Source organism: Streptomyces sp. NPDC029151 (assembly GCF_055564315.1).
The window spans coordinates 260,381-285,777 of record NZ_JBVHWQ010000005.1; the positions used below are offsets into that span (position 1 = coordinate 260,381).

Below are 25,397 nucleotides of genomic sequence, written 5' to 3' on the forward strand. Positions count from 1 at the left end.
AGGGGCTTTCCCCGTGGCGCACGGGTCAATACGGTGGTCCTGTGATGTCGATCAGGAAGTTCCAGGTCACCTTCGACTGCGCGGAACCCGAGCGCCTCGCCCGCTTCTGGTGCGAGGTGCTGGGGTATGTCATACCGCCACCGCCCGAGGGGTTCGCCACCTGGGAGGACTTCAAGCGCTCGCAGCCGCCTGAGCAGCAGGACGCGTGGTTCGCCTGTGTCGACCCCTCAGGTGTGGGGCCGCGGCTGTACTTCCAGCGCGTCCCCGAAGGGAAGGCCGCCAAGAACCGGGTGCATCTCGACGTGCGGGTCGGCACCGGACTCGTGGGTGAAGAGCGCCTCGCCGCGCTGGAGGCCGAGTGCGCACGGCTGGTCCCGCTCGGAGCGGTACACGTGCAAACGCTGTACGACGGCAACGACGCGTGCATCCCGATGCTGGACATCGAGGGCAACGAGTTCTGCCTCGACTGAGCGAAGGTGTCGGGGCCTTTCCGCGGGCCGCGGTGGCGGCGCGAGGCGGGACCACGCGTCACCGGACTCCGGTCTCACCCCGAAGCGTCAGCCACGCTGAACCGGACAGGCTCCGCAGACTCCGTCCGTAGCAGCGCGCGCCGGGAGCCGAAGGTCCGGCCACCACCCCTCCCCGCAGGCCGTCGTCATCGCGACGGCAGTGACCGGCACCCGTACGAGACCCTAACCCGCCTTCTCCTCCAGCCCCCGAGCGTTCACCCGCTCGCGGCCCCAGGCGGCCAGCGGCTGGAGGGCGTCGTTGAGACGCCTGCCGTCCTCGGTCAGCGAGTACTCGACCCGGGGCGGCACCTCGTCGTAGGAGACGCGGTGCACGACTCCGTCCCCCTCCATCTCGCGGAGGTGGGAGGCCAGCACCTTCTCGGTGATCCCCGGAAGCAGCCGGCGCAGCTGGCCGAAGCGGCGGCAGGGCTGCTCGTGGAGCGCCCAGAGAATCAGGACCTTCCACTTGCCGCCGATCACCTCCATCGCGATGTCGATCCCGCAGACGTGTCCGCCCTGTGTGCTCGGCCGGTTCAGCGTCGTCATGCCCCACCCTTCCGACGTGCTCGCTCACCCCGGGGTAACCACCCACCAGCAAGTGCGTACTTGATCAACCCCAGGCCTGCGACCAGCCTAATCGGCATGACACAGAACCCCGTTGAGAAGACTCCCGTCACGCTGCTGGGCCTCGGCGCGATGGGCACCGCGCTGGCCCGCGCCTGGCGCGCCGGCGGCCATCCGCTGACCGTCTGGAACCGCAGCCCGGCACGAGCCGCGGTGCTCGCCGCCGAGGGCGTCGAGGTCGCGGACAGCGCCGCCGAGGCGGTCGCGGCGAACAGTTTGATCGTCACCTGTCTGCTGGACGACGCCTCGGTCGGTGAGGTGCTGGCCGGCACCGACCTGACCGGCAAGGACCTGGTCAATCTGACGACCGGCACCCCGGCCCAGGCCCGTGCCCGCGCCGAGTGGGCCGGCGAGCGCGGCGCCCGCTACCTGGACGGCGGGATCATGGCCGTGCCCCCGATGATCGGTGTGCCGGAGGCCGGCGGTTACGTCTTCTACAGCGGCTCGCGGCACCTGTTCGAACGGCACCGGGCAACGCTCGGCGTCCCGGCCGGCACCACCTACGTCGGCGAGGACGCGGGCTTCGCGGCACTGCACGACGTCGCCCTGCTCAGCGCCATGTACGGCATGTTCGCCGGGGCCGCCCACGCCTTCGCCCTGATCCGCAAGGAGGACATCGACCCCACGTCGCTCGCCCCGCTGCTCGCCGACTGGCTGATCGCGATGGCCCCGGCAGTTCACCAGACCGCCGGCCAACTGCGGAGCGGCGACTACACGAAGGGTGTCGTCTCCAACCTCGCCATGCAGGTGGCCGGTACCCCGACCTTCCTCGCCACCGCCGAAGAGCAGGGCGTCAGCCCGGAACTGCTCAGCCCCTACTTCGCGCTGATGCGCCGGCGACTGGCCGAGGGCAGCGGCGAGGAGGGTCTGACGGGCGTGATCGACCTGCTGCTCCGGGGCAAGGCGTCGACCGGCCGGGGGGACGGGCACTGACGGTCAGGGGTTGGCCGCGCGGACCGGACGCCGTCCGGCGAACGGGCCCACAGGCGTGGCGGTGAGACCGAGGTGAGAGGCGGCTCGGCAGCGCCTGACCGTCCGGGCCCCCGGTCCCGTGCAGGCTTCGCGGCCCGGCGCCGCTGCCAAGTCGCCGTCTGCCCCGAACACCACGCCGGCGGGGCGCCCCGCCCCCTGGTGGACGGCTCGGTCATGGCCTGGACGGTTCGTTCACGGCTTGGATGGTTCGTCCACGGCCGGCGGTCTCCGGGAGGGCGACGGCCGGCGGTCTCCGGGAGGGCGGGCCGTCGGTTCACCAGGCCGGGCGGATCGGTCCCGGCGGTGCGAGGAGTGTCAGGTCTGCGACGAGTTCGCCGAAGCGTGCCTCGCCCAGTACGTCCCGCCACGGTGCCACGGCGGCCCGTGCCGCCTGGTCGGCGGCGCGTGTGGCGGCCCAGCCGGCCTCGGTCAGCCCCAGGAGGCGGGCACGGGCGTCGTGCGGGTGCGGATGCCGCTCCACGTACCCCTTCCGGACCAGCTCCTCGACCAGCTGGGCGGCGGCCTGTTTGGTCACCCCGAGGTGTTGGGCCAGGTCGGCCGTGGTGGCGCCGCCGGCCGAGATGCGGACGAAGGCGAAGCCGTGTGCGGGTCGCAGGTCCTCGAACCCCTGGCGGGCCACGCCGGCGTGGATCTCCTGCACCAGCTGCCCGGAGAGTGCCAGCACGAGTGCGGAGAGGGCCAGGGCGTCGTCCATGGGGTTGACTATAACCCGTCAAGCAGCTTGTCTATCCAGACAAGAAACTTGTCTAATTGGAGGTTGAGCATGTCGTTCATCCGCAGTGACGAGGCCGTCGTACACGAGATGCACGGTGGCCGTTTCGTTTCCTACGTCCGCCCGGGGACCGGTAGCCGGGACCTCGCCGCCTGGCGTGTCGAGATCCCGGCCGCAATGGCGGGTCCCACCCACACGATCAGCGACGAGGAGACCTTCTACGTCCTCTCCGGTCGCCTTCGACTCACCGTCGACGGCGAGAGCGCCGAACTCCGCGCGGGTGACGCGGCAGTGGCACCCGCAGGCTCCCGACTGGCGGTCGCCAACACCACCGACCAGCCCGCCCACATGTGGGTCACCACCCGCGTCGGACTCACCGCCGAACTGGCTGACGGCAGCACCGTCGCACCGCCCTGGACCCACTAGAGCTCTTCCACGGTGCGGGTTGCGTCGGGGCGGGACGGCTTTCGTGGACTGCCGTGAGGAGCTGCGCGCTCGAGTTTCGGGCGATCGGTTCCCGCATCAGTGGCTGACGGTTCGGCCGTCTTTGTACACCATGAAGTAGTCCCTGGTGGGGAAGGTCAGCTTGAACACCATGCCGTACTTGCGGCGCAGGTTCGTGACGCTGGTGGAGGCCGGCTCACGCAGGCACCGATCGACTGGTGGATCGCTGGGGGGACATGCCGGGATTTCCTCGATCAGCTGACGCTTTCCCTTCTGGCGGACCTGGTCCCATTCGAGCGTGACAGCACCCATGCCGAGTTGTTCCGGCTCACCGGTGCCCGGGCCATCCGGGTCGCCTGTCTTGCCCCGGTAGTAGTCGACGACCTTGGTCGCGTAGAGGAAGTCGTGGCCGAAGGGAATCGGCGAGCCGTCGTGGTCGCCTGCGGTGAGAATGCTGTCGATCGTGTCGGACACATGGTGTGGGCCGGCGCCGAAGTAGGCGGTGAGTTGCACCGTGCAGCGGATCTTGTACTGGTCGTCCCCGTCTTGGAAGAACCACTCCTTCGCCCGCCCGCGCCTGCACAAGTCGTCCACCGTCACCAGGCCCAGGGTGAGCGCGGTGTGGGCGTCCCAGTCGGTGATGGTGTTCCGGTCCTCCTGCTCCACCCGCTCTCGGGCCTTGACCGCCTCGGCGCTTCCGGCGAGTTCGCGGACGGTCTTCTGACTGGTGGCGCCGTCCTGCGAACAGGCGGATACGGCCAGCAGCGCCACGCTGCACACCGTGCCCAGGACGGCTCTGGTACGACGTCGATGCCCCACGGCTGTTCGCCCCCTCCGTGTCCATGACCACTGTGGACGGCGGGAGGGAGAGGTCGCATGAGTATGCGTACTCAGCTGTCACCGTGCCACAGCGGGCGCCAAGCCTGTGGCGGGCAGCGGTATCGGGCGAGGCCGTGTGCAACGGTTGAGATCAAGGAGGTTGGAGGGGCGGGGGCGGTACTGCATCCGTTGCAGCTGCGTCTTCACCAGCGCGGTGAGCGGGTCAGGGCGGTGTCGGATGAGGTTGACCAGTGACCTCGTCAAGTGAGACCACACGCCCTCGACAGGGCTGGACTCGGGGGCGTACGGCGGCAGCTGCTGGACGGTCAGCCATGACGCGGCCCTCCGGCGGCGGCCTCACGCCCGGTCCGGGTACACCTCGCCGACGTTCGGGCGTACGGCCGGGCGGTGGCGGGCGGCGGGGCCCTCCGCGAAGGCGCGCAGGGCGTTCTCCGTCGTGCGGGTGACGAAGTCGCGGGCGCGGGCATCCATCCCGTGGTGGCGGCCGCCGTCGGGGGTCCCGGCCATCAGGGCCTCCACCCAGCGCATGGTGCCGGTGGCGAACACGCCCGCGCCGCTCGGAGCCGTGTAGTAGGCCGAGTCGCTGTGACTGCGGCGCCCGTTGCACACGAGAGGAGAGTGAGCGGTGATCTCCAGCGGCTCGGGGACGGGTGGCGTGGGGGTGACCCGGTCGTACTCGACGCCGACCAGGTGGTCGAAGCCGTCGCCGGGCCGTACGCCCGTTCCTTCGTACAGCCAGTGGTTCGCCGCGTGGACGACGTACGGCGCGTCCGTCGGGTAGCCCTCGTAGAGCACTCCGGTGAGTGACGACTCGGGGTCCGGCGCCGGGGCCTGGCGGAAGTCGGTGGTCGCCAGGGCGGGTCGGGTGGTGTAGGAGGGGTCCGCCCGGACGGAGGACTTGTAGCAGACCACCGTGCGGTCCGGTCGCGTCTCACCCGGCTCGAGGCGGACCCGGCGGAAGCAGGTGTTGGCGCCGAGGAAGAGCACGTTGGTGCCGGCGTCCCGGGCCTGTGTGACGTGCCGGCGCTGCTCCGGGGTCCAGTACTCGTCGTGCCCCAGGCAGACGACCGCGGCCGCGCCGTGCAGGATCCCAGGGTCGCGGTGCACATCCGTGCCCGTGGTGTAGGCGAGGGGTATGCCGAGCCGTTCCGCCAGGACCACCGCCGCCCGTTCGTACACCATGAACTTCTCCGCGCCGTCGGCGTCGTAGGGCCGGTCGAAGCTGACGGCCAGGGAGCGGGCGGCGTACGCCCCGGAGGCACCGGCGTAGAGGCTGTAGCCGCCCCACCGGTTGTAGGCCTGCCAGGTGGACGGCGCGTGTATGAGCACCGTCCGGCCCGCACCCCGCGTGGAGCGCACGATCAGCGGGACGTAGCGCTGGTGGCCGCTGTCCGCCTCCAGCCGCAGCAGATACGCGCCCTCCGGCCAGCCGGCCGTGCCGAGGGTGAGCGTACGCGGCCAGTCCGCGCGTACGGTGCGGGTCCCCGTCAGGAAGCGGGGTTCTGGTTGGACGCGGCCGCGTACGCGCTCCGACGACCACACGAGCCGGGCCTGGGCCCCGCCGTACCAGCCGACGCGGAAGGCCGAGACGCGGAAGGCGGACGCGGTCGTCGAGACGTGCAGGCCGCACTCCTCGCCCGGCTTCACGCTCACCCGGTCCGCGTAGCCGACGATGGCCGGGGCGGGTCCGCGGGAGGTGATACGCCATTCGGGTGTCCCCGGCCGGTCCCGTTCCGCTTCGGGGCGGTGGGAGACGGCCGCCCGGTGCCGCTCGCGTGGAGGGGCGGCCGCGTCGCAGGCCGCGGCCGTCACCGAGGCGAGCCCAAGTCCGGCGCACGCCCCCAGGAAGCGCCTGCGATCCGGCTGCCGTGCGGGCGCCGCCCCGTCTTCCGGCCCTTCTCGCCGGGCAGGACCCATCCCCATGACACCTCCCGTGCTCGCGGCTCGCGCGCGACCTGCTCTCCGGGCCAAGGTGACACAGCACCGCGGACCCCGCGCCCCGCTCCCGGCCGCCGGAGATCCGGGGCGCGCCGGCGGCGGCGCCCTCGACGCCGCCCGCGCCCGTGGGCTCCGTCATGGTGAGGCGGCGGTCGAGGGACCGGTGTGACCCCGCTTTCGGGATGATCACGATGGTCGTCCACGGCACCCGACGCTTGATCCGACCCTCCCTGACCACCGAGAGCGTCACGCGGGCGCGTGCGGCATCAACCACCTCAAGAGGCGGCCGTCACCAGGGCTCGTGGTCCTAAAGCTCGTAGTCCTGCGCCAGTGCCTCCCAGTCGATGCCGCGCAGCGCGAGGTCGGCGTCCTCGCCCGACGGGACGTCCAAGGCGGACTGGAACCAGACGACGGTGAGGGCGGAACGGTGCAGCACCGGGTGGAGCTCGGGGTCGACCGCCGACGAACGGAAGCTGCCGATGCAGGCCACGGACGGCAGCACCTCGACGGCGCCGAAGGCGCCCCCAGGCAGGTCCGGGTACTCGCGGGAGGGCGGAAGCAGATGGACCGGCCTGGAGGGGAACGCGTCTCGGGCCTGCCGCTGGAGGCCCCTGACGTTCATGTCGTTGACGGGCTTGCAGGGATAGCCCTCCAGCATCCCGCCGTAGGTCGAGGACATCCGCAGCTCGGTGAGCTCGATCGAACGTCCGGAGGAGAGGGCTGTGCGGCTCAGCGACATGCCGACACCCTATCGACGGGTTCCACTTGGCCGATGGCTTCGCGAAGGAGCGGCCCGCCCGGTTCGCCGGGCGGGCCGCTGACGCTCCGTGTGCCCGTTTCGCGCCGGTCACTTCGCCAGGAAGGCGAGGAGAGCCGCGTCTCGACGCGTTTCGTGGACGGGCCCCGTCGTGCGTTCACTGCCGGCCGGACACAGGACTCGGGCTGCTCGACTACGGCCGACCGGCGGTGCCGCGGGAACCACCGCCAAGGTGGAAGGCATGACGCATGTGGACGCTGTCGGACCCGATGCTCGCGGTCTCCGTTGCCGACCCGGCGCTGCCCGATGGATGGGCCGCCGAGGTGCAGTGGGACGGTTCTCCAGACGCATGCAGTTGTCTCATCCGAGGAGACCGCCTCGGCGACCCCCGCAGGCCGGATGCATGGTGTGACCAGCGGGTATCGATGACGTTTGTGAGGCTACACATATGTTGCGTTGGCCTGCGCCCGTTATGTCTGCCTAGCCTCGTAAGTGGAAGTGATCAAACCGGTCACTGACGCGAATATGAGGAGGTACTGGACATGACTGAGCACACGCTGAAGGACAAGGTCGCGGTCGTCGGCGGGGGCGAGAAGAACCTGGGCGGGCTGCTCAGCAGGACGTTCGCCGAGGCCGGCGCGAAGGTCGTGGTGCACTACCACACCTCGGAGAAGGAGGCCGAGGAGACTGTCCAGGCCATCCAGGACGCCGACGGGCAGGCGGTGGCCGTTCAGGGGGATCTGACGGACGTCGGGAGCGTGCGGCGGCTCTTCGACACCGCGGTCGACACCTACGGCGGCGTCGACGTCGCGGTGAACACGACTGGCATGGTGCTGCGCAAGCCCATCCTGGAGACCACCGAGGAAGAGTACGACCGCATGTTCGGCATCAACGCCAAGGCGGGGTACTTCTTCATCCAGGAGGCGGGGCGCCGCCTGAACGACCACGGGAAGATCATCAGCCTGGGCACGTCCCTGCTGGCGGCCTTCACCGACGGCTACTCCACGTATGCGGGTGGCAAGGCGCCGCTGGAGCACTTCACCCGGGCGGCGGCCAAGGAGTTCGCCGACCGGTCGATCTCGGTGAACGTGGTGGCGCCGGGTCCGATGGACACGCCGTTCTTCTACGGGCAGGAGACCCCGGAGCGGGTTCGGTTCCACAAGTCGCAGGCCATGGGCAACCAGCTCACCCACATCGAGGACATCGTCCCGCTGATCAGGTTCCTGGCCACCGAGGGCTGGTGGATCACCGGCCAGACGCTGTTCGCCAACGGCGGCTACACCACGCGATGAGCCACCGCCCGCCGGGTCGGCCGCGCCCCCGCCGGCGCGGCCGACCCGGCGGGAGCGGACCGTATCCGATCCCGGCACATGGGGAGACAAGGGATGACTGCCGAGCTGGCCGTGCCTGCGGTGGCCGCGTTCGTCGCCGCGGTCAATACGGGGGACCGGGAGGCGTTCTTCGCCGCCCTCACTGCCACGTACACCAACTTCGAGACCGGACAAGCGTGACCCATATGAGCGGCAACACTGTCAGTGCGGTGGAGCGTGAGGGGGCGCTGCGACGGGTGATGCGCGGTCGGGATCCCGGTGAGGAACACCGCGCCTCCACCCCGCTGGAGCTGCTGTTCGACCTGACGTTTGTGGTCGCGGTCTCGCAGGCTGCCGCACAGCTCCACCACGCCCTGGCCGACGGCCATGTCGCCTCCGGGCTGGTGGGCTACGCTGCCGTCTTCTTCGCGATCTGGTGGGCCTGGATGAACTTCTCCTGGTTCGCCTCCGCCTACGACACCGACGACGTGCCCTACCGGTTGCTGACCCTTGTGCAGATGGGCGGCGTCCTGGTCCTGGCCGCCGGGGTCCGCGCGGCGTTCGACGGCGACTTCACCCTCATCGTGGCCGGGTACGTCCTGATGCGCCTGGCGATGATCCTTCAGTGGCTGCGGGCCGCCATCGAGCATCCCGCGGGCCGGGCGGGAGCGTTGCGCTACGCTGCGGGGATCGCCGTCGTGCAGGCCGGATGGGTCGCCCGGCTGTGGGCTTCGGGCGTGTGGGCGCCGGTCACCTTCGTGGTGCTGGTGGCGGCCGAGCTCGTGGTGCCGGCCTGGGCGGAGTTCCGCGGCAGTGCCACCAGCTGGCATCCGGGACACATCGCCGAACGCTACAGCTGCTTCACGATCATCGTGCTCGGCGAGGTCATCCTCGCCTCACTGATGGCCGTGCAGTCCGCGGTGACCGGCCATGGCCTGTCCGCGCCCGTCGTGCTGATCGCGGTGGGCGGGCTGCTGCTCGTCTTCGCCCTGTGGTGGATCTACTTCACCGGCAGCGACGCCGAACTGACCAGTCTGCGCACTGCCCTGGTATGGGGGTACGGGCACTACGGCGTCTTCGCGGCCCTGGCCGCCGTCGGTGCCGGCCTGGCAACAGCACTGGACGCCACCGCCCACCACACCCACCTGTCGGTGCGGGCCGCCGTGCTGAGCGTGGCGGTGCCCGTGGTGATCGCGCCGGTGCTGCTGGGTGCCCTGCACCGCATGACCGGCACTGGCGCCGTCGGCCACAACCTGCTCGTCGCGGCCGGCGCGCTCCTGGTGCTCGCCCTGGCCTTCGCCGCGCCCGCGCTCGGTGTGGAAGGGGCGGTGCTGGGCGTGGGTCTGACCGTCGCCGCGACACTGGCCGCGAACCTCGCCGTCTTCCGCCGCCGCTCCAGCGAGGTGAGCTGATCCGTGGGTCTGGACCTGAACAAACTGGAGCACCTGATCGCGGTGGCCGAAGAGGGCAGCATCACCCGCGCCGCCGCCCGCCTGCACCTCTCCCAGCAGGCGCTGTCCACCTCCATCCGCGTCCTGGAACGCGAAGCAGGTGTTCCCCTACTGGAGCGCACCGCCACCGGCGTGTCCCTGCTGCCCGCCGGCACCGCTCTCGTCGAGGACGCCCGCGTGCTGCGCGGCGCGGCCCACTCCGCTCTCCAGCGCGCCCGCCGCATCGGCCGCGGCGAGAAGGAGATGCTGCGCCTGGGCCACACCCCGGCCGTCACCGGGGAGGAGGTCATGGCTCTGCTGCGGCAGGTGAGTGCACTCCACCCCCACCTGGCCACCGACGTCAACCAGCGCTACCCGGCAGAGCTGACCGAAGCCCTCCTGGCCGGAGACCTCGACATCGGACTGTGCCGGGCGCTGGCCCCGGCGCACGGGCTGGCCCGCACCACCCTGGGCCACCAACCCCTCAACATCGCGGTGGCCGCCGACCACCCCTTCGCCACACGCACGTCCGTGGCCCTGTCCGACCTCGCCGACCAGCACTTCATCGTCTGGGGCCGGCCCGGCCACTCCGGCTACACCGACCTGCTCATCAACCACTGCCGCGCAGCTGGCTTCGAACCCCGCACCGAACGCACCCCGCTCCAGGGCACCCCGCCCGCCACCGCCGTCATCGGCACCAACCGCTGCGCCTTCGTCACCACACCCCCAGGCCCCGCCGCCGGTGGGGCCGTACGCGTCCTCGCCCTCGACCCACCCGTGGACGCACCCCTGCACGCCCTGTACGCCCCACGGACCACCAGCCCGGCAAAAGACGCCTTCCTCGCCACCGCCACCTTGTGACCACACGCCCGTGGGCCGGTTCCGTCGTTGGCGCCGTCCAGGAATTGCCGGGGACCGTTCGGAGCTCATGGCATCTTCGTTGCCGGCACCAGGGGAGTGACGCCTTGCCTGACGGATGGGGCCCCCGTTCTGGGCGCTATGTGTCTCGAAGTGCATGCCGCTCGCTCCTACTGCTGGAGCTCCATGACGTCGGCGACTACGCAGCTGACGTTATCGGGGCCGCCGGAGCCGTTGGCGAGGGCGATGAGTTCGCGGACGGCCTGCTCGGGTTCACTGATCTCGGAGAGTACTCGGTGGATCTTTTGGGTCGGCACGACAGTCGACAGGCCGTCGGAGCAGAGCAGATACCGGTCTTCCCCCTGGGCGTCGAGGAGCCGCATGTCGGGGGTGGTGTCGGCTCCTGGCCCCAGTGCCCTCACCAGGAGCGACCGTTGGGGGTGGGAGGCGGCTTCTTCCGGGCTGAGGCGTCCTTCGTCGACCATCGACTGGACCATGGTGTGGTCGTGGGTGATCTGGAACAGCTCTCCGCCGCGCAGGAGGTAGAGGCGGGAGTCGCCGATGTGGACGAGGGCCAGCTGTGATCCGGTCCAGAGCATCGCGGTGAGTGTCGTGCCGGTGCCTTCGGATGCAGAGCCCGTTCCGGCGACGTCGTGCACGGCTTGCTTGGCCTGTTCGACGACGTCTTCGAGGACGTTGAGGAGGTTGCCGGCCGGGATGCTGTCGGTTTCGAGGTGCTTGAGCGCGTCGATGGCGGCTGCGCCGGCAGGGGCTCCTTGGCTTCCGCAGCCGTCGGCGACAGCGAGGAGCCGGGATCCCGCGTACGCGGTGTCCTGGTTGCTCTCGCGGACGAGACCCTTGTCGGAAAGAGCGGCGTAACGGATTCCGAGGGACTTGGCGGTCGGGGGCATGGCGGGGTCCTTCCGTGACAGGTGGTCGATGAGGAAGGTGGCCAGAGCCCGCCGTGCGGCAGTGTCGGCCTCGACCTGAGCCCAGAACGCGCGGACCTCTTGTCCCGCCGGGCCCGCATCCAGCGCGCAGACGTGCTGAATCCGGGCCAGTGACATGCCCAAGCGCCGGAGCCAGGCGACCAGGCGGGCTTGGTCCAACTGGTCCGGCGCGTAGAGGCGGTAGCCGGTCACCGGGTCGACGCGTGCAGGGGTCAGCAGGCCGAGCTCGTCGTAAAGACGCAGCGCCTTCGGCGACAGGCGGGACGCCTTCGCGAACGCCCCGATGGTCAGCAACCCCATGCTCGCTCCTCCTCATGCCGAGCGCATCACCCGGCCCCACTGATGCTGTGGCCTCCCCCAAGGTGAAGGTCAACTAGTGGTGCGATCGGTCAGGAACTGGCCCGATGGGGAGGTGCGTGGCCTCGCGCAGTATGTTCTGCGCCTGGTCCTCGCCCAGCTCCTTGCTCAGGCCGTTGGCATGGGCGATCCAGCCGGTAGAGCGCGGGCTCGGCGGACCACTCGTCCACGTGCTGCACCGTGACGCCGACGGCGCGGGCCTGCTCCGCCCCCAGCGGGGGCGGCATATGAGGCTGCAGGCCACGTCGAGCAAGCCCTGGTGGAGATCGGCGCGGTATTCGCAGCGTGGCCTCCGTCACCGGTGGTGTCGGCGCTCCCGCTCAAGCCGAGCCGTCTGCGAGGCAACGAGCAAGGACGGTTCCACGCGGGACGGTCAGGTCGACCGGTTCGCCGCCCGGGCGGCATCGGCGCCGACGCCGCCCGGGGCGCGGGCGGGCGCCCGGTGACGTCAGCTGCCCCCGATGCCCAGTGCGGTCAGCAGCACCAGGAGGAGGGTGGCCACGGCGAGCAGGCCGTGGGCCAGCACGACCGGTACCGGGAAGTGCCGTTCGGCGGGGACGGTCGCCTCGGCTGCCTGGCCAGCGGCGGCGGGCGCGGCGGCCCCGGGCGTGATGCGGTCGCGGTGGACGGGGATCCAGCGGGCGAGCATGACGAAGCCCAGCAGGGCGACCGGCAGCAGCAGGCCGAATGAGGTCCAGGCCAGGGCGTCCTTGTCGGCGAGGAGGTAGACGATCCACACCACCAGGCCGATCGCGGCCAGGGCGAAGTGGCCGAAGAGGACCGGGGCGGGGAGGCGGCTGGTCCCGGTCTGCTGCTGGCGGATGCCGCCGCGTCGGATCCAGGTGCCGAGCATGTAGAAGCCGCCGAGAGCGGTGACCACCCAGGTGATCAGTGCGGCGATGTCCATGGGAGCTCCCAAGGGGGGACGGGGTGAGGCAGCCGGAGGCACCGGCCGCCGTGGTGGGCGTGCGGGTGCGGACGGTTCACCGGGTCGAGCGGGTGCCGCTGTGGCTGCGGCCGTGCGTGAATCCCTCGGCCTGGGTGGACTCGTCGGCGACGCGCACGCCGTAGCGGTAGGCGAGCTTGCCGCCCAGGAAGCCCGAGACGCCCAGAGCGGCCACGCTGACCGCGGACAGGACCAGCCGGCCCGTACCGACGCTTCCGCCGCCGGCGTGATCGCCGTAGCGCCAGAGGAAGTTGACCGCGTAGGCGGCTGTGACCAGCAGGTTCAGCGTCATGTGGACCAAGCCGGTACGAAAGGCCGGGGTCCCGGGCAGGATCGCGAACAGGTCGAGGAACCCGACCGTGGCCGCCAGTAGGGCGCCGATGAGGCCGACGGCGATCAGCCATTCCGAGGACTGGGTCAGGAAGCCGGGGCGGTGGACGACATGCGAGGCGATGTCGAACACCAGGCTCGTCACCCAGGCACCGATCGGCACGGTCACCAGGATCGGGTGGAACGGGTGGCCGTACGGACCGGCGAGCGCGGCGCTGACCGGACGCTTGGCCTGAAGGTGTGACTCACCGGCCATCGCGAACCTCCAGTAGTTTCACCAACAAATCCTGGTCTTATTGCGGGGGGCCGTCAAGAGGCGCAGGACAGCGAGGCCGGAAGAACACTTGTGCCCAGGTGGATGGGGGTTACCGTGGTGCTGTGGCTTCTGATCCGACCGCCGGGGCCGACCGGGCCGACCGCGCCTCTGCCTCCGACCGCGCCATCGACTCCGTCAGCGCCCTGAGCGAGGACTCACGACGGCGGATGTTCACCTTCGTCCGGCGGGCCGGCCGTGCCGTCACCCGGGACGAGGCCGCCGCCAGCGTCGGCATATCGCGCAAGCTGGCCGCCTTCCACCTCGACAAACTCGTCGATGCCGGCCTGCTGCGCGCGCGGTACGGGAGGCCCGGCGGGATCCGCACGGTCGGCAGACAGCCCAAGGTGTACGAACCCACCGACGCCCAGATCACCGTGAGCATCCCCGACAGGCGCCACGAACTCCTGGCCGACCTGCTCCTGGACGCCGTCCTCACCGAGGGCGCCGACGAGAACGCCGCCCAGGCGGCCCTGCGGACCGCCGGGCAGCGGGGCAGGCAGCTGGGCGAGGCCGCACGGGAGGAGACCCGCCCGGGCCGCCTCGGTCCCGAGCGAGGGCTGACCACCTGCGAACAGCTGCTGGACCGGTACGGCTACGAACCCGTCCGGGAAGCACCCACCAGGCTGCGGCTGCGCAACTGCCCCTTCCACCCGCTCGCCGCCAAGGCCCCCGACCTGGTGTGCGGCATGAACCAGGCGTTCCTCTCCGGCTATTTGAAGGGCTTGCAGGTCAACGGGGTCCAGGCCGTCCTGGCTCCCGAACCCGGGGAGTGCTGCGTCCGGCTCGGGCCGTCCGCCCTCGGTGAGGACGGCGAGACACCCGAAGAGCGCTGACCGTCCTGGCACCGGATCACCGTCGCGAGTTCTACGACGTCTTTCGGTCTCACCGCGACGACGTGCTGCCGGGGAGCGCGCGGCCGGGACGGTCCGTACCTCGCACGCCGCACCGCCGGGTCGGCTCACCGGTATGGGGACGCGGTGTCGGGTGACGGACATGAGCGATCCTCGTGGCGGTGACCTGCGGTCCGGAGCCGGCGGGGACGTCCGCACCACCTGACTGGCCGACACATGTGGCGATGCGTCAGGTTGCGGAGCTGACGGACTGTCGGTTGCCTCGTGAGCGGAACACAGGAGAGGCGCCGCGCAGACAGGCCGGACGCTGTCCCGTTGGAGGACTCGCATGCGTTACACACTCGTGGGTGCAAGTATCGGCCTGGCTCTCGGTGCCCTCGGACTCCAGATCCCGGCCGCTGCCGCCGCCGATGACCCGGACGTCCGTATCGACCCGTGGGACGCCTCGCCGGGTTCCACGGTCACGGTCAGTACGAGCGCCTGCGACCCTGACGCGGACTACGGCAAGGGCTGGTCCGAGGTGGCAGGGGAGTTCCACCTCTTCGAAGGCGATGAGGAGGGGGTTCTCACCGGCCGGTTCCACATTCCGGAGGGGACCAGGCCGGGCAGCGACACAGTCACCCTGAAGTGTCCGCCCCTGACCAAGGTGACGGAGACGTACCGGGTCACCGGGCGCCCCCCGAACGGCTCGGTCAACGCGGGCTTCGGACCGGCGGAGGACACGGGGACGGGGCTCGCCCTGGGCGCCCGGCTGCTCCTGACGGCCGCCGCCGGGGGTGCGGTATGGATGTACCGCCGCCCCCGCACCGACCGGGCCTGACCGTCCGTCACCCGTACCTGGAGCACAGCACCCGCCGTGTGAAGCGAAGGCTCGACCGCGATGCTACCCGGACACCGCACCAGCGCCTCCCGAGAGCGGTACATCCCCGCAGGACTCCTTCTGGCCTGCGCCATGACGGCGGCCGCGGCGCTGCTCGTCGGCGGGGGCCCCGGCGAGGAGCCACCGCGGCCGTCGGCGGCCCAGGCCCTGTCGGCGTCCGCGGACGCCACCCGCTCCCCCGCCCGCCCCGTGCCCCCCGCGGATCCGGTACGGCTCCGGATCGGCGCCATCGGCGTGGACGCCCCGATGACACGGGTGGGTCTCGACGCGGCGGGAACACTACGCGCCCCACCAGCCGGGGAGCCCGGTCTCGTCGGCTGGTACGGCGACGGCACGCCTCCCGGCGCGGCGGGAACCGCCGTCGCCACCGGGCACGTGGACACCCCCCTGGGCGACCCCGGTGTCTTCTTCGACCTCGGCGCCCTCACCAGGGGCGACACCATCGAGATCAGCCGCGCGGACCGGCGGACAGCGGTGTTCACCGTCCGTGCCGTCGAGCTGTACGACCGGGAGGGGTTCCCCAGCGACACGGTCTACGGCAGTTCCGGCCGGCCCGAGCTCCGCTTGATCACCTGCGGTGGCGGTTACACCAAGCGCACCGGTTACCAGGGCAACGTCGTGGTCTTCGCGACGCTGACCGCGGTGACGTAGCCGACCGGACGGGCACGACCGTACGCCGCGCGGCTCATGGGCGTACGCACAGCGCGCATGTGGCGTACGCCGGGGCGGGCGTGCCCGGTCGGCGCGGGGGTGGAGCGCATCCACAGGCCGTGCGGGCACACCGCTTTGTCGAAAACCCTTCGGATCCGCCGCCCGGATGTCGGTTTTCCCGGCTCGGCGTGCCCTGGCTGGCCTTCCCGGCGGAACCGGCCGGAAGGTGGCCGTCGTGTCGGCGACCGCCGCCACCGGAACGGAGGACGTGTGAACGTCGGAACAACGGCGCCCGGACCACGGCAGAGTCCGGGAGCCACGCTTGTCATGGCCTGCGTCGGGGTGTTCGTCGCCTACCTGCCGGTCACCAGCGTCTCGGTGAGTCTGCCTGCCATCCAGCGGGCCCTGCATGCGTCGACGTCGCAGCTGTCGTGGATCTCCGACGCGTTCGTCCTGCCCATGGCGGCCCTCATCCTGACCGCCGGTGTCGTCGGAGACGTACACGGCCGCAAGAAGGTCTTCCAGGCCGGCTTGGTGTGCGCCGCCGTGGGAGCCGCCGTCGCCCTGAGCGCGCACTCGGTCCAGGTGCTGTGGGCCGGGCAGGCGCTGGCCGGGCTGGGCGCCGCCGCGCTGCTGCCCACGACGCTGGCGTTGATCAGCCACGCGGTCCCCGACCCGCACCGGCGCGCCAAGTTCGTCGGCCTGTGGGCCGCCGCCCTGATGACGGCACTGGCCGCCGGTCCCCTGATCGCCGGCGTCATTCTCGACCATGCGGCCTGGCGCTGGATCTACGTGCCGACCATACCGGTGGCCCTCCTCACCCTGGCGCTCGCGGTGCCGCTGGTGGCCGACTCCCGGGCTCCCGGGTCGCGGCGGCTCGACTGGCCCGGGCAGCTCACCGCCGCGTCGGCGATCACCGCGCTCGTCTACGGGGTGATCGAGGGCGGCGCCGACAGCTTCTCCGAGCCCCGCGTGATCGTCGCCCTGGCGCTGGCCGCCGTCAGCGCCCTCGCCTTCGTGCTGGCCGAGCGACGCAGTGCCGGCCCGATGCTGGACCTGGCGCTCTTCCGCAGCCCGGCGTTCACCGCCACCACCCTGGTCGCGATGATCACCTTCCTGGGCCTGATCGGCTTCTTCTTCGTCCTCAGCCTCTACTTCGGCATGGTGCAGCGACTCGACACCCTCCACGCGGGGTACCGGTTGCTGGCGGTGACGGCGGTGTGCCTCGTCACCGGGGTCGTGGCGGGGCCGTTGATGCGCCGGGTGTCGGCTCGCCTCCTGATCACGTCCGGTCTGTTGCTCACCGCCGGCGCCCTGGTCTCCCTGACCGCGCTCGACGCGCACACCCCGGCCGGCGCGCTGACCTGGCGGCTCGCCCTGCTCGGCCTCGGCCTGGGACTGGTCGTCACTCCGATGACCGCCACCGCCGTCGCCGCCGTGCCGCATCACCTGGCCGGAATGGCGGCGGCGGGCAACAACGCCTTCCGACAGGTCGGCGGCGCGCTCGGCCCGGCCGTTCTGGGCGTGCTCCTGACCACCCGGACCACCGACGCCCTGCCCGGCCGTCTCGCCGACGCGGGCGTGGACGGCGCGACGGCCCACCGGATCACCGCGGCCGTGGACGCCGGCGGGCTGGGGGCGGTCGCCAGGATGGACCTGGGAGCGGAGACGGGCCGCGCTCTGGGCGCCCTCTCGTCGGCCTTCCTCGACGGCCTCCGGTCGTGCTTGATCGTGGCCTCCGCCCTCGTCCTGCTCGCCGCGGTCGTCGCGGCGGTGCTGCTGCGCACCCCCCGGGCCTCGGTCTCGGACCCGGCGCCGGCCCAGGAGGCGGAGCCCGTGCCCGTACCCACGCCTGAGCCGGTTCCGGCCGACGCGGCCGGGGCCGCCGGTGCGGGTGCGTCCGGTGCGACTGGTGCGCGTCCGGTGCCGGCCCCGACTGCGCGGGCCGACGGGCGCGGGGGTGGGAGCGCCGAGGAAGGTGTTCCGGGGCAGAGCGGTTCCGGGGTGGTCGTCACCGGCCGAGTCCGTGACGCCGTCGGTAACGGCATGGCCGGTGCCACCCTCACCCTCGTCTCACCGGCCGGCCGCCAGGTCGGCCGGGCTCAGTCCCGCGGCGAGGGCCACTACGAGCTGACCGCCCCGGCCTCCGGGCCGTACGTCCTGATCACGGCGGCGGACGGTCATCGACCGCAGGTGACCACGGTGGTGCCGGACCAGCGGCCGCTGGTGCACGACCTGGTTCTGACCGGAGGCGGCGCCGTCGCCGGAACCGTGGTGTCGGCCGATGAAGGGGCGGCCGTGGAGGGCGCCCTGGTCACGGTCACCGACGCACGCGGCGAGGTACTGGCCGGCGGCGTGACCGACACCGCCGGCCGGTTCGACCTGGGCGGGCTGCGGGTGGACGACGTCACCCTCACGGTGAACGCCCCGGGGTTCCGGCCCGGCGCACTCCCCGTGCAGGTTGCCGGTCCCGGGGCCACCGCGCTGAGGGTGCCGCTGTCGCCGGGTGCGCGGCTGCGGGGTGTCGTACGGGCCGGTGCGGACCGCCGGAACCTCGCCGATGCCCGGGTCATGCTGGTGGACGCGGCCGGCAACGTCGTCGGTGTCACCACCACCGGCGCCGACGGCTCCTATGCCTTCGCCGACCTCGATGCGGCGAACTACCAGGTGGTCGCCGCCGGGTATCCGCCCGCCACGGTGACGGTCACCGTGGACGGCCGAGGGCTGGACGGCGTCCACCTGGAACTGGCTCACCCGGAGAGCTGAAGCGGCGGCACGGCCGACGACCGCTCGCACACGTACCGGTTCCGGTGGCACTGGGGCATACAGCAGCCGGATCCGGTGCGGGGGCGCCATCCGTGGGGACGGGAGCGTGCCCCCGTGGGGTCCGGGTCCGGGGCGCTCCCGGGCCCGGACCCCACCCGCCGCGGTTCCCGGGCCGACAGCACGGCCGCGGCGGCCGCGGATGTGCACCGCCTCGCGGAGCGGGATCATTCTGCCTGGCACCCGAGCCGAGAAGAGCAGCAGGAAGAGGCAGGAGGAGTCCGGTGCGGTCCCAGGCTCTCGATCCACTCGATCTCAAGCTGCTGCAGGCGCTGCAGCTCGACGGTCGCGCGCCGTTCAACCGGATCGCGGACGTGCTGGGTGTCTCCGACCAGACCGTCGCCCGCCGTTTCCGTCGGCTGCGCGGCACCGTCCACCTGCGGGTGCTGGGCATCACCGACGAAAGCCGGCTCGGGCGCAGTACCTGGCTCCTCCGCCTGCGGTGCACGCCGGACGCCGCCGAACACCTGGCGAACGCACTCGCCCGGCGCCCGGACACCTCCTACGTCAGCGTGATCTCGGGCGGTACGGAAGTGATGTGCGCGATGAAGCCGCGTACCCGGCAGGCACGGGACGAGCTGCTGCTGGGCCGCCTCCAGCGCACGCCTCGTGTCACCTCGGTCAGCGCCCACTGCCTGCTGCACCACTTCTACGGGGGGCCGCACGGCTGGCTCAACAAGATCAACGCTCTCAGCCCCGCCGAACAGGCCGCCCTGAGCCCGCCGCCCGTGGATCCAGCCGCCTCCCCCGTGCTCCTCGACGACTCCGACGAGGCACTGCTCGCCGCCCTCAGCCGCGACGGGCGGGCCTCCCTCACCGAACTGCAGGCAAACACCGGCCTGTCGGAGTCCGCCGTCAGACGGCGTCTGGACAGTCTGCTCGCGACCGGGGTCCTCTATCTGGACGTGCAGTTCGACCACGAGCACCTCGGCAACGAGGTCGTCGCCATGCTCTGGCTCACCGTCGCCCCGGCCGCCCTCGCCGACGTGGGCCGTGCCCTCGCCTCGCACCCCGAGGTGCGCTTCGCGGCGGCCACCACGGGACAGGCGAACGTCGTCGCCGCCACCCTGCATCCCGGCACCGCCGACCTCTACACCTACCTCAGCGACAAGATCGGTGCTCTGGAGGGAGTGCGCTCCGTGGAGACGGCCCTCACTCTGCGAGAGGTCAAGCAACTCGCTTACGAGCCCGGCCGCTGAACCGGCACCTCCGGCCGGGAGAAACCCGCCCGTGAGCGCGGGCTGTCAGGTCACCGTGGGTACGACGCCACTCCCCCGTCACCGTGCGGAACCGCACGGACGACCGCACGCCCGCTCACCCGCACCTCGCCGCCCCACCCATCGGCCGAACAGGAAGGACCGGTCCATGACCGCCGCCCGCCGTGCCACGCCCGACGACGCCGACGGCATCACCCGCCTGCGCTCGGAGCTGATCCTCTCCGAACCGCCCGACTCGGCCTGGCGCGGCCTCTGCCGGGACCAGCTGGCCGAACGCCTTCGGCCCGGCGGCGACGCCCGGGCCCATGTCGTCGACGTGCCCGGCGCGGGACTCGTGACCTGCGCCCTGGCCCTGGTCAACCCCGTGCTGCCCGCGCCCCGTCACCCGAAAGGGCTGGCCGCACGCGTCCAGGCCGTGGCCACCCGGCCCGGGTACCGGCGCCGCGGGTACGCCAGGGCCGCTCTGACGGCACTTCTCGGGGACCTGGAGCAAGAAGGCGTCACCCTCTTCGAGTCGCACACCAGTGACGAGTCCAGGCCCCTGTACGAGAGCCTCGGTTTCTCCAGCGATCGCGCGCTCATGCGCAGGACCGCGCTGCCGCCCTCCCCGGGTGAGCGCCCCACACGTGCCGCGTCCGGCGGTGACTGGGACACGGTCCGGCGGCTGGCCGACGCGTTCAGCCGGCTCGACAGCGAGAACGGGCTCCAGCCGGAGGAGCAGTGGACCCTGCAAGTGCTCAAGCTCGCCGAGGAGGTGGGAGAGGCCGCGCAGGCCGTCATCGGCGCCCGGGGCACCAACCCCCGTAAGGGCCACAGTCATTCCTGGGCGGACGTCGAGGACGAGGTCGCCGACGCCGTCATCACCGGCATGGTCACCCTGGCGCGGCTGCGGCCCGACGCACGGGAACACCTCACCGCCGTACTGGCCCGCAAGTCCGCGAGGTTCCTCCGGCCGGACGGTGTCCCGCGCCGGCCCCCGGCAGCCGACCACGGTGAGCGGGTCCGGGCGCCGCGGCTCCCGGACGAAGGCCCCGGTCCGGTCGGATCCGGTGGTTCCCAGGGGCCGCCCGACGCGTCCGGTGACTGCTGAGCCGACCGGAGCGCCGCGGACACGGGGTGTTCGTCGCCCGGGTCCCGGGTTCCGTCTCCGTGGTCGGCATCGGGTCCGGACGAGGACCTCGCGTACGTACCCCGGACGGCCACGGCCGGCTGGAGCCGACGACGTTCCACGCCCCCCGGGCCGGCGGCCGGCCCGCGAGATGCGTGTCAGGTCTCTGTCCCCGCTTGCTCTTCCTCTCCGGTGAGCAGGCCCGTCGGGCGGCGGCCCGGTGGCTGCTGCGGTTCGGGGCGGGCGGGGACGGGGGGCACCGGGCGGTCCTGGGGGGCGTCGGTGGTCACGGTCATCGGCTCCCCGTGGTGGAGCACGACCATCGGATCGCCTTCCACCAGCTGGTAACGCGCCTGGGACGGGCCGATGTCCACCTTCAGCCTGCGTCCGCGGACCTGCACGGTGAACGCCACCCGGGACAGTGCCTCCGGCAGGCGCGGTGCGAAGGCGAGCCGGTCGGGTCTTCCGTCTTCGCCGACGTACCGGCGCAGGCCGCCGAACCCCGCCACCAGGGCGATCCAGGTGCCGGCGAGGGAGGCGATGTGGAGCCCGTCGCGGGTGTTGTGCTCCAGGTCGTCGAGGTCCATCAGCGCGGCCTCGCCGAGATAGGCGTAGGCCAGCCGGAGGTGCCCGGTCTCGGCGGCGAGTACCGCCTGGCAGCACGCGGACAGGGAGGAGTCGCGGACGGTGAGCGCCTCGTAGTAGGCGAAATTGCGTGCTTTCTGCTCCTCGGAGAACAGGTGCGGGCACTCCATCATCGCCAGCACCAGGTCGGCCTGCTTCACCACCTGTTTCCGGTAGAGGTCGAAGTAGGGGTAGTGGAGCAGCAGCGGATAGTTCTCGGGCGGGGTCGCCTCGAAGTCCCAGCGCTGGAGCGTCGTGTACCCGGCCGACTGTTCGTGCACGCCGAGAGAGTCGTTGTACGGCACCGCCATGCGCGTCGCCGCGTCCCGCCAGACCGCGCTCTCCTCGTCGCCGACTCCGAGTTCCGCGGCGCGGTCCGGATGGCGCGCCACCGCGTCGGCGGCGGCCAGCAGGTTCTGCCGGGCCAGCAGGTTGGTGTAGAGGTTGTCGCGGGTGATGGCGCTGTACTCGTCCGGTCCGGTGACCCCGTCGATGTGGAAGACGCCTTCCGCGTCGTGGTGGCCGAGGGAGCGCCACAGCCGGGCGGTGTCCACGAGGAGGTCGAGTCCCTCGTGGCGTTCGAAGTCCTCGTCGCCGGTCACCATGACGTACCGGACGGCGGCCTGGGCGATGTCGGCGTTGATGTGGAAGGCGGCGGTACCGGCCGGCCAGTAGGCGGAACTCTCGGCGCCGTCGATCGTCCGCCAGGGGAAGGCCGCTCCGGCCAGGCCCAGCTGACTCGCGCGTTCCCGGGCCGGCGGCAGCATCGCGTGCCGCCATCTCAGGGCCGACGCGACGGCTTCCGGCGCGGTGAACGTCAGGACGGGCAGCACGTACGACTCGGTGTCCCAGAAGGAGTGCCCGTCGTACCCGGTTCCGGTCAGGCCTTTGGCGGGGATGGCCCGGTTCTCCCCGCGGGCCGCCGCCTGGAGCACGTGGAAGAGGGCGAACCGCACCGCCTGCTGGATCTGCGCGTCACCCTCGACCTCGACGTCCGCGCCGGCCCAGAAGCGGTCCAGGTACGCCCGTTGGGCGGCGAGCAGCCCGTTCCAGCCCGTGCTGACGGCGGCCGCCACCGCCCCGTCCACCTGGTCGTGCACGGCCGGTAGCGAGCGCTGCCCCGACCAGCCGTAGGCCACGAACTTGACCAACCGCAGGGGCCGGCCGGGTTCCAGGTCCGCGGTCACCGTCAGCCTGCTGACGTCGGGTTCGCACTGTGCCGTCCAGCGGGTGCTGTCGGGGCCCTCCACGAGGTGGTCGGCCGCTGCGGCCACCCGCAGGGCGCTCTGGGCGGTGCGGTGCACGAGCCGCAGGCGGGTGTCCTGGGCGAAGTGCTCTTCGGCGATCAGGGGGGTTTCGATCGCCGCGGCGACGCGGGGGTCGCCGTGCAGGCGGGGCAGTTGTTCGTTGGCGACCAGTTCGGACTGCACGGCCACCGAGGTGGGTCCGTCGACCGGCTCGACCTCGTAGACGATCGCGGCCACCGCGCGCTGGGTGAAGGAGACGAGCCGCTGTGAGGTGATCCGGACGGTGCGGCCGCCGGGCGACGTCCACCGCGCGGTGCGGCGGACGACACCGGCGCGGAAGTCCAGGACGCGTTCGTGTGCCTGCAGCCGGCCGTAGCGCAGATCGCAGGGGTGGTCGTCGACGAGCAGACGGATGATCTTGCCGTCGGTGACGTTGATCATCGTCTGGCCGGACTCGGGATACCCGTAGCCCGCTTCCGCGTAGGGCAGCGGGTGGCTCTCGTAGACGCCGTTGAGGTAGGCGCCGGGCAGCCCGTGCGGCTCTCCCTCGTCGAGGTTGCCGCGCCAGCCGATGTGTCCGTTGGAGAGCGCGAACACCGATTCGCTCTGGGCGAGCACGTCCAGGTTGAGGTGGGTCTCGCGCAGGCACCACGGCTCGACCGTGTAGCTGGGATGGGTGATCACCGCGGCTCCAGGAGCTCGGCCAGGTCGCGGACGACGACGTCCGCCCCGTGGGCGCGCAGCTGGTCCGCCTGGCCCACCCGGTCGACGCCCACGACCACACCGAACCGTCCGGCCCGTCCGGCCTCGACGCCGGCCAGGGCGTCTTCGAACACGGCGGCCTCGTCGGGTTCGACGCCGAGGCCGCGGGCGGCCTCCAGGTAGGTGTCGGGGGCGGGCTTGCCGCGCAGTCGGCGTTCGCGCGCCACGACTCCGTCGATCCGTTCCTCGAACAGGTCCTCGATGCCCGCCGCCGCCAGGACGTCCCGGCAGTTCGCGCTGGACGACACCACCGCTCGGCGCAGGCCGGCCTCCCGTGCCGCGTGGAGGAAGCGGACCGAGCCCTCGTAGGGTTCCACGCCCTCCTCCCGGATGCGTCGCAGGACCAGGGCGTTCTTGCGGTTGCCCAGTCCGTTCACCGTTTCCGCCTCCGGCGGGTCGTCCGGGGTTCCCTCGGGCAGGTGCACACCCCGGGCGGCGAGGAAGGTGCGCACGCCGTCCTCGCGGGGCCGCCCGTCGACGTACTCGTCGTAGTCGTCCACCGCGTCGAAGGGCACGAACCCGGTCCCCTCGCGTGTCGCGCGTTCGCGGAGGTAGCCGTCGAACATCTCCTTCCACGCGGCCGCGTGGACCTTCGCGGTCTGAGTGAGGACACCGTCGAGGTCGAACAGGCAGGCACGGACATGAGCAGGAAGCCCCAGCATGCCGCCGAGGCTAGGAGCCGCCCGCGGCCGCCCGCGTCAGGCAGTCGTCCGGCACGCCGGAAGACACCCGCTCGGTGGAGGGCCGCACCCGGGCGGGCCGGCCCCGGCTCACTGTCCGACGGTGGCTCTGCGCTGTGCCTGTTCGTACTCGGTGAGGGGGTCGCCGCCCGTCTGCCAGGGCCACGGGGTGACCGTCCCTCCGATGGCCTCGAACACCGGCCGGGCTTCGCCGCGGCGGTCGGCGGCCATCAGCGCGTAGGCGAGGAGGTTCAGGTCGGCGAGGGCTCTGGCGTGGCGGAGGAACCCCGGCTGTCCCCAGGTGTGGGCCACGCGGTCGAGTGCCTGGGCGGCCATTCCCTGGGACCAGTGGGTCCGTGCCACCAGTGCCTCGTATCCGCCCCGGCCGAGAATGGCGTGGTACTGGAAGACCTGGGCGGTGAGTTCCGTCGCCGCGCAGGGCGCGTTGGAGGGCATACGGGCGCACAGCGCGTCGACGAACTCCAGGACCTGGAGCCGGGAGCCTCCTTCCTCGGGGCTGAGGTAGCCCAGCATGTTCATGTACGCCTCGCGGTTCCAGCGGTCACGCGCGAGCACCTCGTTCCACACGCCGAAGACCTGGGGCTGCTTCCAGCGCTGCCGGCGCGCCACCTTCAGCAGGGCCACCCAGGGGGTGGGGTCCTGCGGTGCGAGTTCGGCGGCGCGCAGACAGGCCTCCACGGCGTCGTCCGCCGTGTCGCCCGGGTGGTTCCCGGTCTGGGTCGGTGCCGCCTGGGACCAGGCGTGCAGCACGAGTGCGGTGGCGTTGCGGGGCTCCCGCGCGGCCCAGTTCGCCGGCAGTCGGGAGGCGGCGAGGAAGTCCGCCAGGACGCTGATGCGGTGCGTACGGCGGTCCCAGTCGCCCGGGTCCTGGTCCAGGAGCCGGGACAGCTGAGCCGCGCACAGGTCGGTGGTGGCGATCGTTCCCGTCCTGGTGGTGGCCAGCAGGGACTTCAGCAGTCTGCCCAGTTCCTGGTCGTCGAGTTCGGGGGCGAGACGAGCCCGTTTGCGGCGGCTTGAGAGAAATCCCATGCCCGGAGGCTAAAACGGATCACACCAGGCGCAAGGGCCGAGGTGAGATCGTTATCGATCACACACCCTGCGTGATCATCGGTCCCGGCATCGGGGGGTTATCCCCCGTGGAATCCCGATTCCGGTTCCGTAGGATCCGCCGTGACCGATCATCGATTCCGCTCGCTCCACACGGGGGACCTCCATGCGA

The 25,397-nt window shown here is 71.7% G+C and carries 24 protein-coding genes and 1 pseudogene; 13 read left to right on the forward strand and 12 right to left on the reverse strand.

Annotation, left to right across the window (positions count from 1 at the left end; genetic code table 11):
• Positions 1-41: 41 nt before the first annotated feature.
• Positions 42-470, forward strand: coding sequence for a VOC family protein (locus ACZ4VF_RS21035; RefSeq protein WP_467927672.1), 429 nt, complete (start codon positions 42-44; stop codon positions 468-470).
• Between the two features lie 222 nt (positions 471-692).
• On the opposite strand, the gene ACZ4VF_RS21040 is transcribed toward ACZ4VF_RS21035, so the two are convergent.
• On the reverse strand, positions 693-1,055 hold the full coding sequence (locus tag ACZ4VF_RS21040) for a winged helix-turn-helix transcriptional regulator (RefSeq protein ID WP_467927673.1): 363 nt from the start codon (positions 1,053-1,055) through the stop codon (positions 693-695).
• A 96-nt stretch (positions 1,056-1,151) separates the two neighbouring features.
• Here ACZ4VF_RS21040 and ACZ4VF_RS21045 point away from each other — a divergent pair, with 96 nt between their 5' ends.
• Entirely contained in the window at positions 1,152-2,066 is a 915-nt protein-coding gene (locus ACZ4VF_RS21045) for an NAD(P)-dependent oxidoreductase (protein ID WP_467927674.1), read from the forward strand.
• Between the two features lie 313 nt (positions 2,067-2,379).
• Here the strand turns inward: ACZ4VF_RS21045 and ACZ4VF_RS21050 are convergent, their stop codons facing one another.
• The gene (locus ACZ4VF_RS21050; RefSeq protein ID WP_467927676.1) at positions 2,380-2,820 is read right to left on the reverse strand and encodes a MarR family winged helix-turn-helix transcriptional regulator; all 441 of its coding nucleotides are present in this window, start codon (positions 2,818-2,820) and stop codon (positions 2,380-2,382) included.
• A gap of 69 nt (positions 2,821-2,889) precedes the next feature.
• Here ACZ4VF_RS21050 and ACZ4VF_RS21055 point away from each other — a divergent pair, with 69 nt between their 5' ends.
• Positions 2,890-3,264, forward strand: a complete 375-nt coding sequence (locus ACZ4VF_RS21055) for a cupin domain-containing protein (protein WP_467927677.1) — start codon at positions 2,890-2,892, stop codon at positions 3,262-3,264.
• A 96-nt stretch (positions 3,265-3,360) separates the two neighbouring features.
• On the opposite strand, the gene ACZ4VF_RS21060 is transcribed toward ACZ4VF_RS21055, so the two are convergent.
• From ACZ4VF_RS21060 to ACZ4VF_RS21075, 4 genes and pseudogenes are all read right to left on the reverse strand, one after another.
• Positions 3,361-4,053, reverse strand: a complete 693-nt coding sequence (locus ACZ4VF_RS21060) for a hypothetical protein (RefSeq protein ID WP_467927678.1) — start codon at positions 4,051-4,053, stop codon at positions 3,361-3,363.
• Between the two features lie 126 nt (positions 4,054-4,179).
• Positions 4,180-4,443: pseudogene (locus ACZ4VF_RS21065) on the reverse strand (hypothetical protein); the annotation flags it as partial.
• 15 nt (positions 4,444-4,458) lie between these two features.
• On the reverse strand, positions 4,459-6,045 hold the full coding sequence (locus ACZ4VF_RS21070) for a N,N-dimethylformamidase beta subunit family domain-containing protein (protein WP_467927679.1): 1,587 nt from the start codon (positions 6,043-6,045) through the stop codon (positions 4,459-4,461).
• Between the two features lie 322 nt (positions 6,046-6,367).
• The gene (locus ACZ4VF_RS21075; RefSeq protein ID WP_467927681.1) at positions 6,368-6,799 is read right to left on the reverse strand and encodes a hypothetical protein; all 432 of its coding nucleotides are present in this window, start codon (positions 6,797-6,799) and stop codon (positions 6,368-6,370) included.
• Positions 6,800-7,359: 560 nt separating this feature from the next.
• Here ACZ4VF_RS21075 and ACZ4VF_RS21080 point away from each other — a divergent pair.
• From ACZ4VF_RS21080 to ACZ4VF_RS21095, 4 genes are all read left to right on the forward strand, one after another.
• On the forward strand, positions 7,360-8,109 hold the full coding sequence (locus tag ACZ4VF_RS21080; RefSeq protein ID WP_467927682.1) for an SDR family oxidoreductase: 750 nt from the start codon (positions 7,360-7,362) through the stop codon (positions 8,107-8,109).
• Between the two features lie 93 nt (positions 8,110-8,202).
• Positions 8,203-8,328: a hypothetical protein gene (locus tag ACZ4VF_RS21085; protein WP_467927683.1), complete on the forward strand. Its 126-nt coding sequence runs from the start codon at positions 8,203-8,205 to the stop codon at positions 8,326-8,328.
• 5 nt (positions 8,329-8,333) lie between these two features.
• On the forward strand, positions 8,334-9,539 hold the full coding sequence (locus ACZ4VF_RS21090; RefSeq protein ID WP_467927685.1) for a low temperature requirement protein A: 1,206 nt from the start codon (positions 8,334-8,336) through the stop codon (positions 9,537-9,539).
• 3 nt (positions 9,540-9,542) lie between these two features.
• On the forward strand, positions 9,543-10,418 hold the full coding sequence (locus ACZ4VF_RS21095; protein ID WP_467927686.1) for a LysR family transcriptional regulator: 876 nt from the start codon (positions 9,543-9,545) through the stop codon (positions 10,416-10,418).
• 167 nt (positions 10,419-10,585) lie between these two features.
• On the opposite strand, the gene ACZ4VF_RS21100 is transcribed toward ACZ4VF_RS21095, so the two are convergent.
• The 3 genes from ACZ4VF_RS21100 to ACZ4VF_RS21110 form a co-directional block, all read right to left on the reverse strand.
• A complete protein-coding gene (locus ACZ4VF_RS21100; protein ID WP_467927689.1) occupies positions 10,586-11,665 on the reverse strand; it encodes a MerR family transcriptional regulator in 1,080 nt (359 codons plus the stop codon).
• A 505-nt stretch (positions 11,666-12,170) separates the two neighbouring features.
• The gene (locus tag ACZ4VF_RS21105) at positions 12,171-12,629 is read right to left on the reverse strand and encodes a hypothetical protein (RefSeq protein ID WP_467927690.1); all 459 of its coding nucleotides are present in this window, start codon (positions 12,627-12,629) and stop codon (positions 12,171-12,173) included.
• 76 nt (positions 12,630-12,705) lie between these two features.
• The gene (locus ACZ4VF_RS21110) at positions 12,706-13,254 is read right to left on the reverse strand and encodes a DUF2231 domain-containing protein (protein ID WP_467927691.1); all 549 of its coding nucleotides are present in this window, start codon (positions 13,252-13,254) and stop codon (positions 12,706-12,708) included.
• Positions 13,255-13,376: 122 nt separating this feature from the next.
• Here ACZ4VF_RS21110 and ACZ4VF_RS21115 point away from each other — a divergent pair, with 122 nt between their 5' ends.
• The 6 genes from ACZ4VF_RS21115 to ACZ4VF_RS21140 all read left to right on the forward strand — a co-directional run bounded on the left by ACZ4VF_RS21115 (position 13,377) and on the right by ACZ4VF_RS21140 (position 20,826).
• Positions 13,377-14,147, forward strand: a complete 771-nt coding sequence (locus tag ACZ4VF_RS21115) for a helix-turn-helix transcriptional regulator (RefSeq protein ID WP_467927693.1) — start codon at positions 13,377-13,379, stop codon at positions 14,145-14,147.
• Positions 14,148-14,493: 346 nt separating this feature from the next.
• Complete coding sequence (locus ACZ4VF_RS21120) at positions 14,494-14,985, forward strand: sortase (RefSeq protein WP_467927694.1); 492 nt, start codon at positions 14,494-14,496, stop codon at positions 14,983-14,985.
• Positions 14,986-15,045: 60 nt separating this feature from the next.
• Entirely contained in the window at positions 15,046-15,696 is a 651-nt protein-coding gene (locus tag ACZ4VF_RS21125; RefSeq protein WP_467927695.1) for a class F sortase, read from the forward strand.
• Positions 15,697-16,023: 327 nt separating this feature from the next.
• Positions 16,024-18,462: an MFS transporter gene (locus ACZ4VF_RS21130; protein ID WP_467927697.1), complete on the forward strand. Its 2,439-nt coding sequence runs from the start codon at positions 16,024-16,026 to the stop codon at positions 18,460-18,462.
• A 281-nt stretch (positions 18,463-18,743) separates the two neighbouring features.
• Positions 18,744-19,718: an Lrp/AsnC family transcriptional regulator gene (locus ACZ4VF_RS21135; RefSeq protein WP_467927698.1), complete on the forward strand. Its 975-nt coding sequence runs from the start codon at positions 18,744-18,746 to the stop codon at positions 19,716-19,718.
• Positions 19,719-19,884: 166 nt separating this feature from the next.
• On the forward strand, positions 19,885-20,826 hold the full coding sequence (locus ACZ4VF_RS21140; protein ID WP_467927699.1) for a GNAT family N-acetyltransferase: 942 nt from the start codon (positions 19,885-19,887) through the stop codon (positions 20,824-20,826).
• Between the two features lie 176 nt (positions 20,827-21,002).
• On the opposite strand, the gene ACZ4VF_RS21145 is transcribed toward ACZ4VF_RS21140, so the two are convergent.
• From ACZ4VF_RS21145 to ACZ4VF_RS21155, 3 genes are all read right to left on the reverse strand, one after another.
• Positions 21,003-23,399, reverse strand: a complete 2,397-nt coding sequence (locus tag ACZ4VF_RS21145; RefSeq protein WP_467927700.1) for a glycoside hydrolase family 65 protein — start codon at positions 23,397-23,399, stop codon at positions 21,003-21,005.
• Entirely contained in the window at positions 23,396-24,139 is a 744-nt protein-coding gene (locus ACZ4VF_RS21150; RefSeq protein WP_467927702.1) for a beta-phosphoglucomutase family hydrolase, read from the reverse strand. The genes ACZ4VF_RS21145 and ACZ4VF_RS21150 overlap by 4 nt, the downstream gene beginning before the upstream one ends.
• A 108-nt stretch (positions 24,140-24,247) precedes the next feature.
• Positions 24,248-25,207: a hypothetical protein gene (locus ACZ4VF_RS21155; RefSeq protein ID WP_467927703.1), complete on the reverse strand. Its 960-nt coding sequence runs from the start codon at positions 25,205-25,207 to the stop codon at positions 24,248-24,250.
• Positions 25,208-25,397: the final 190 nt, after the last annotated feature.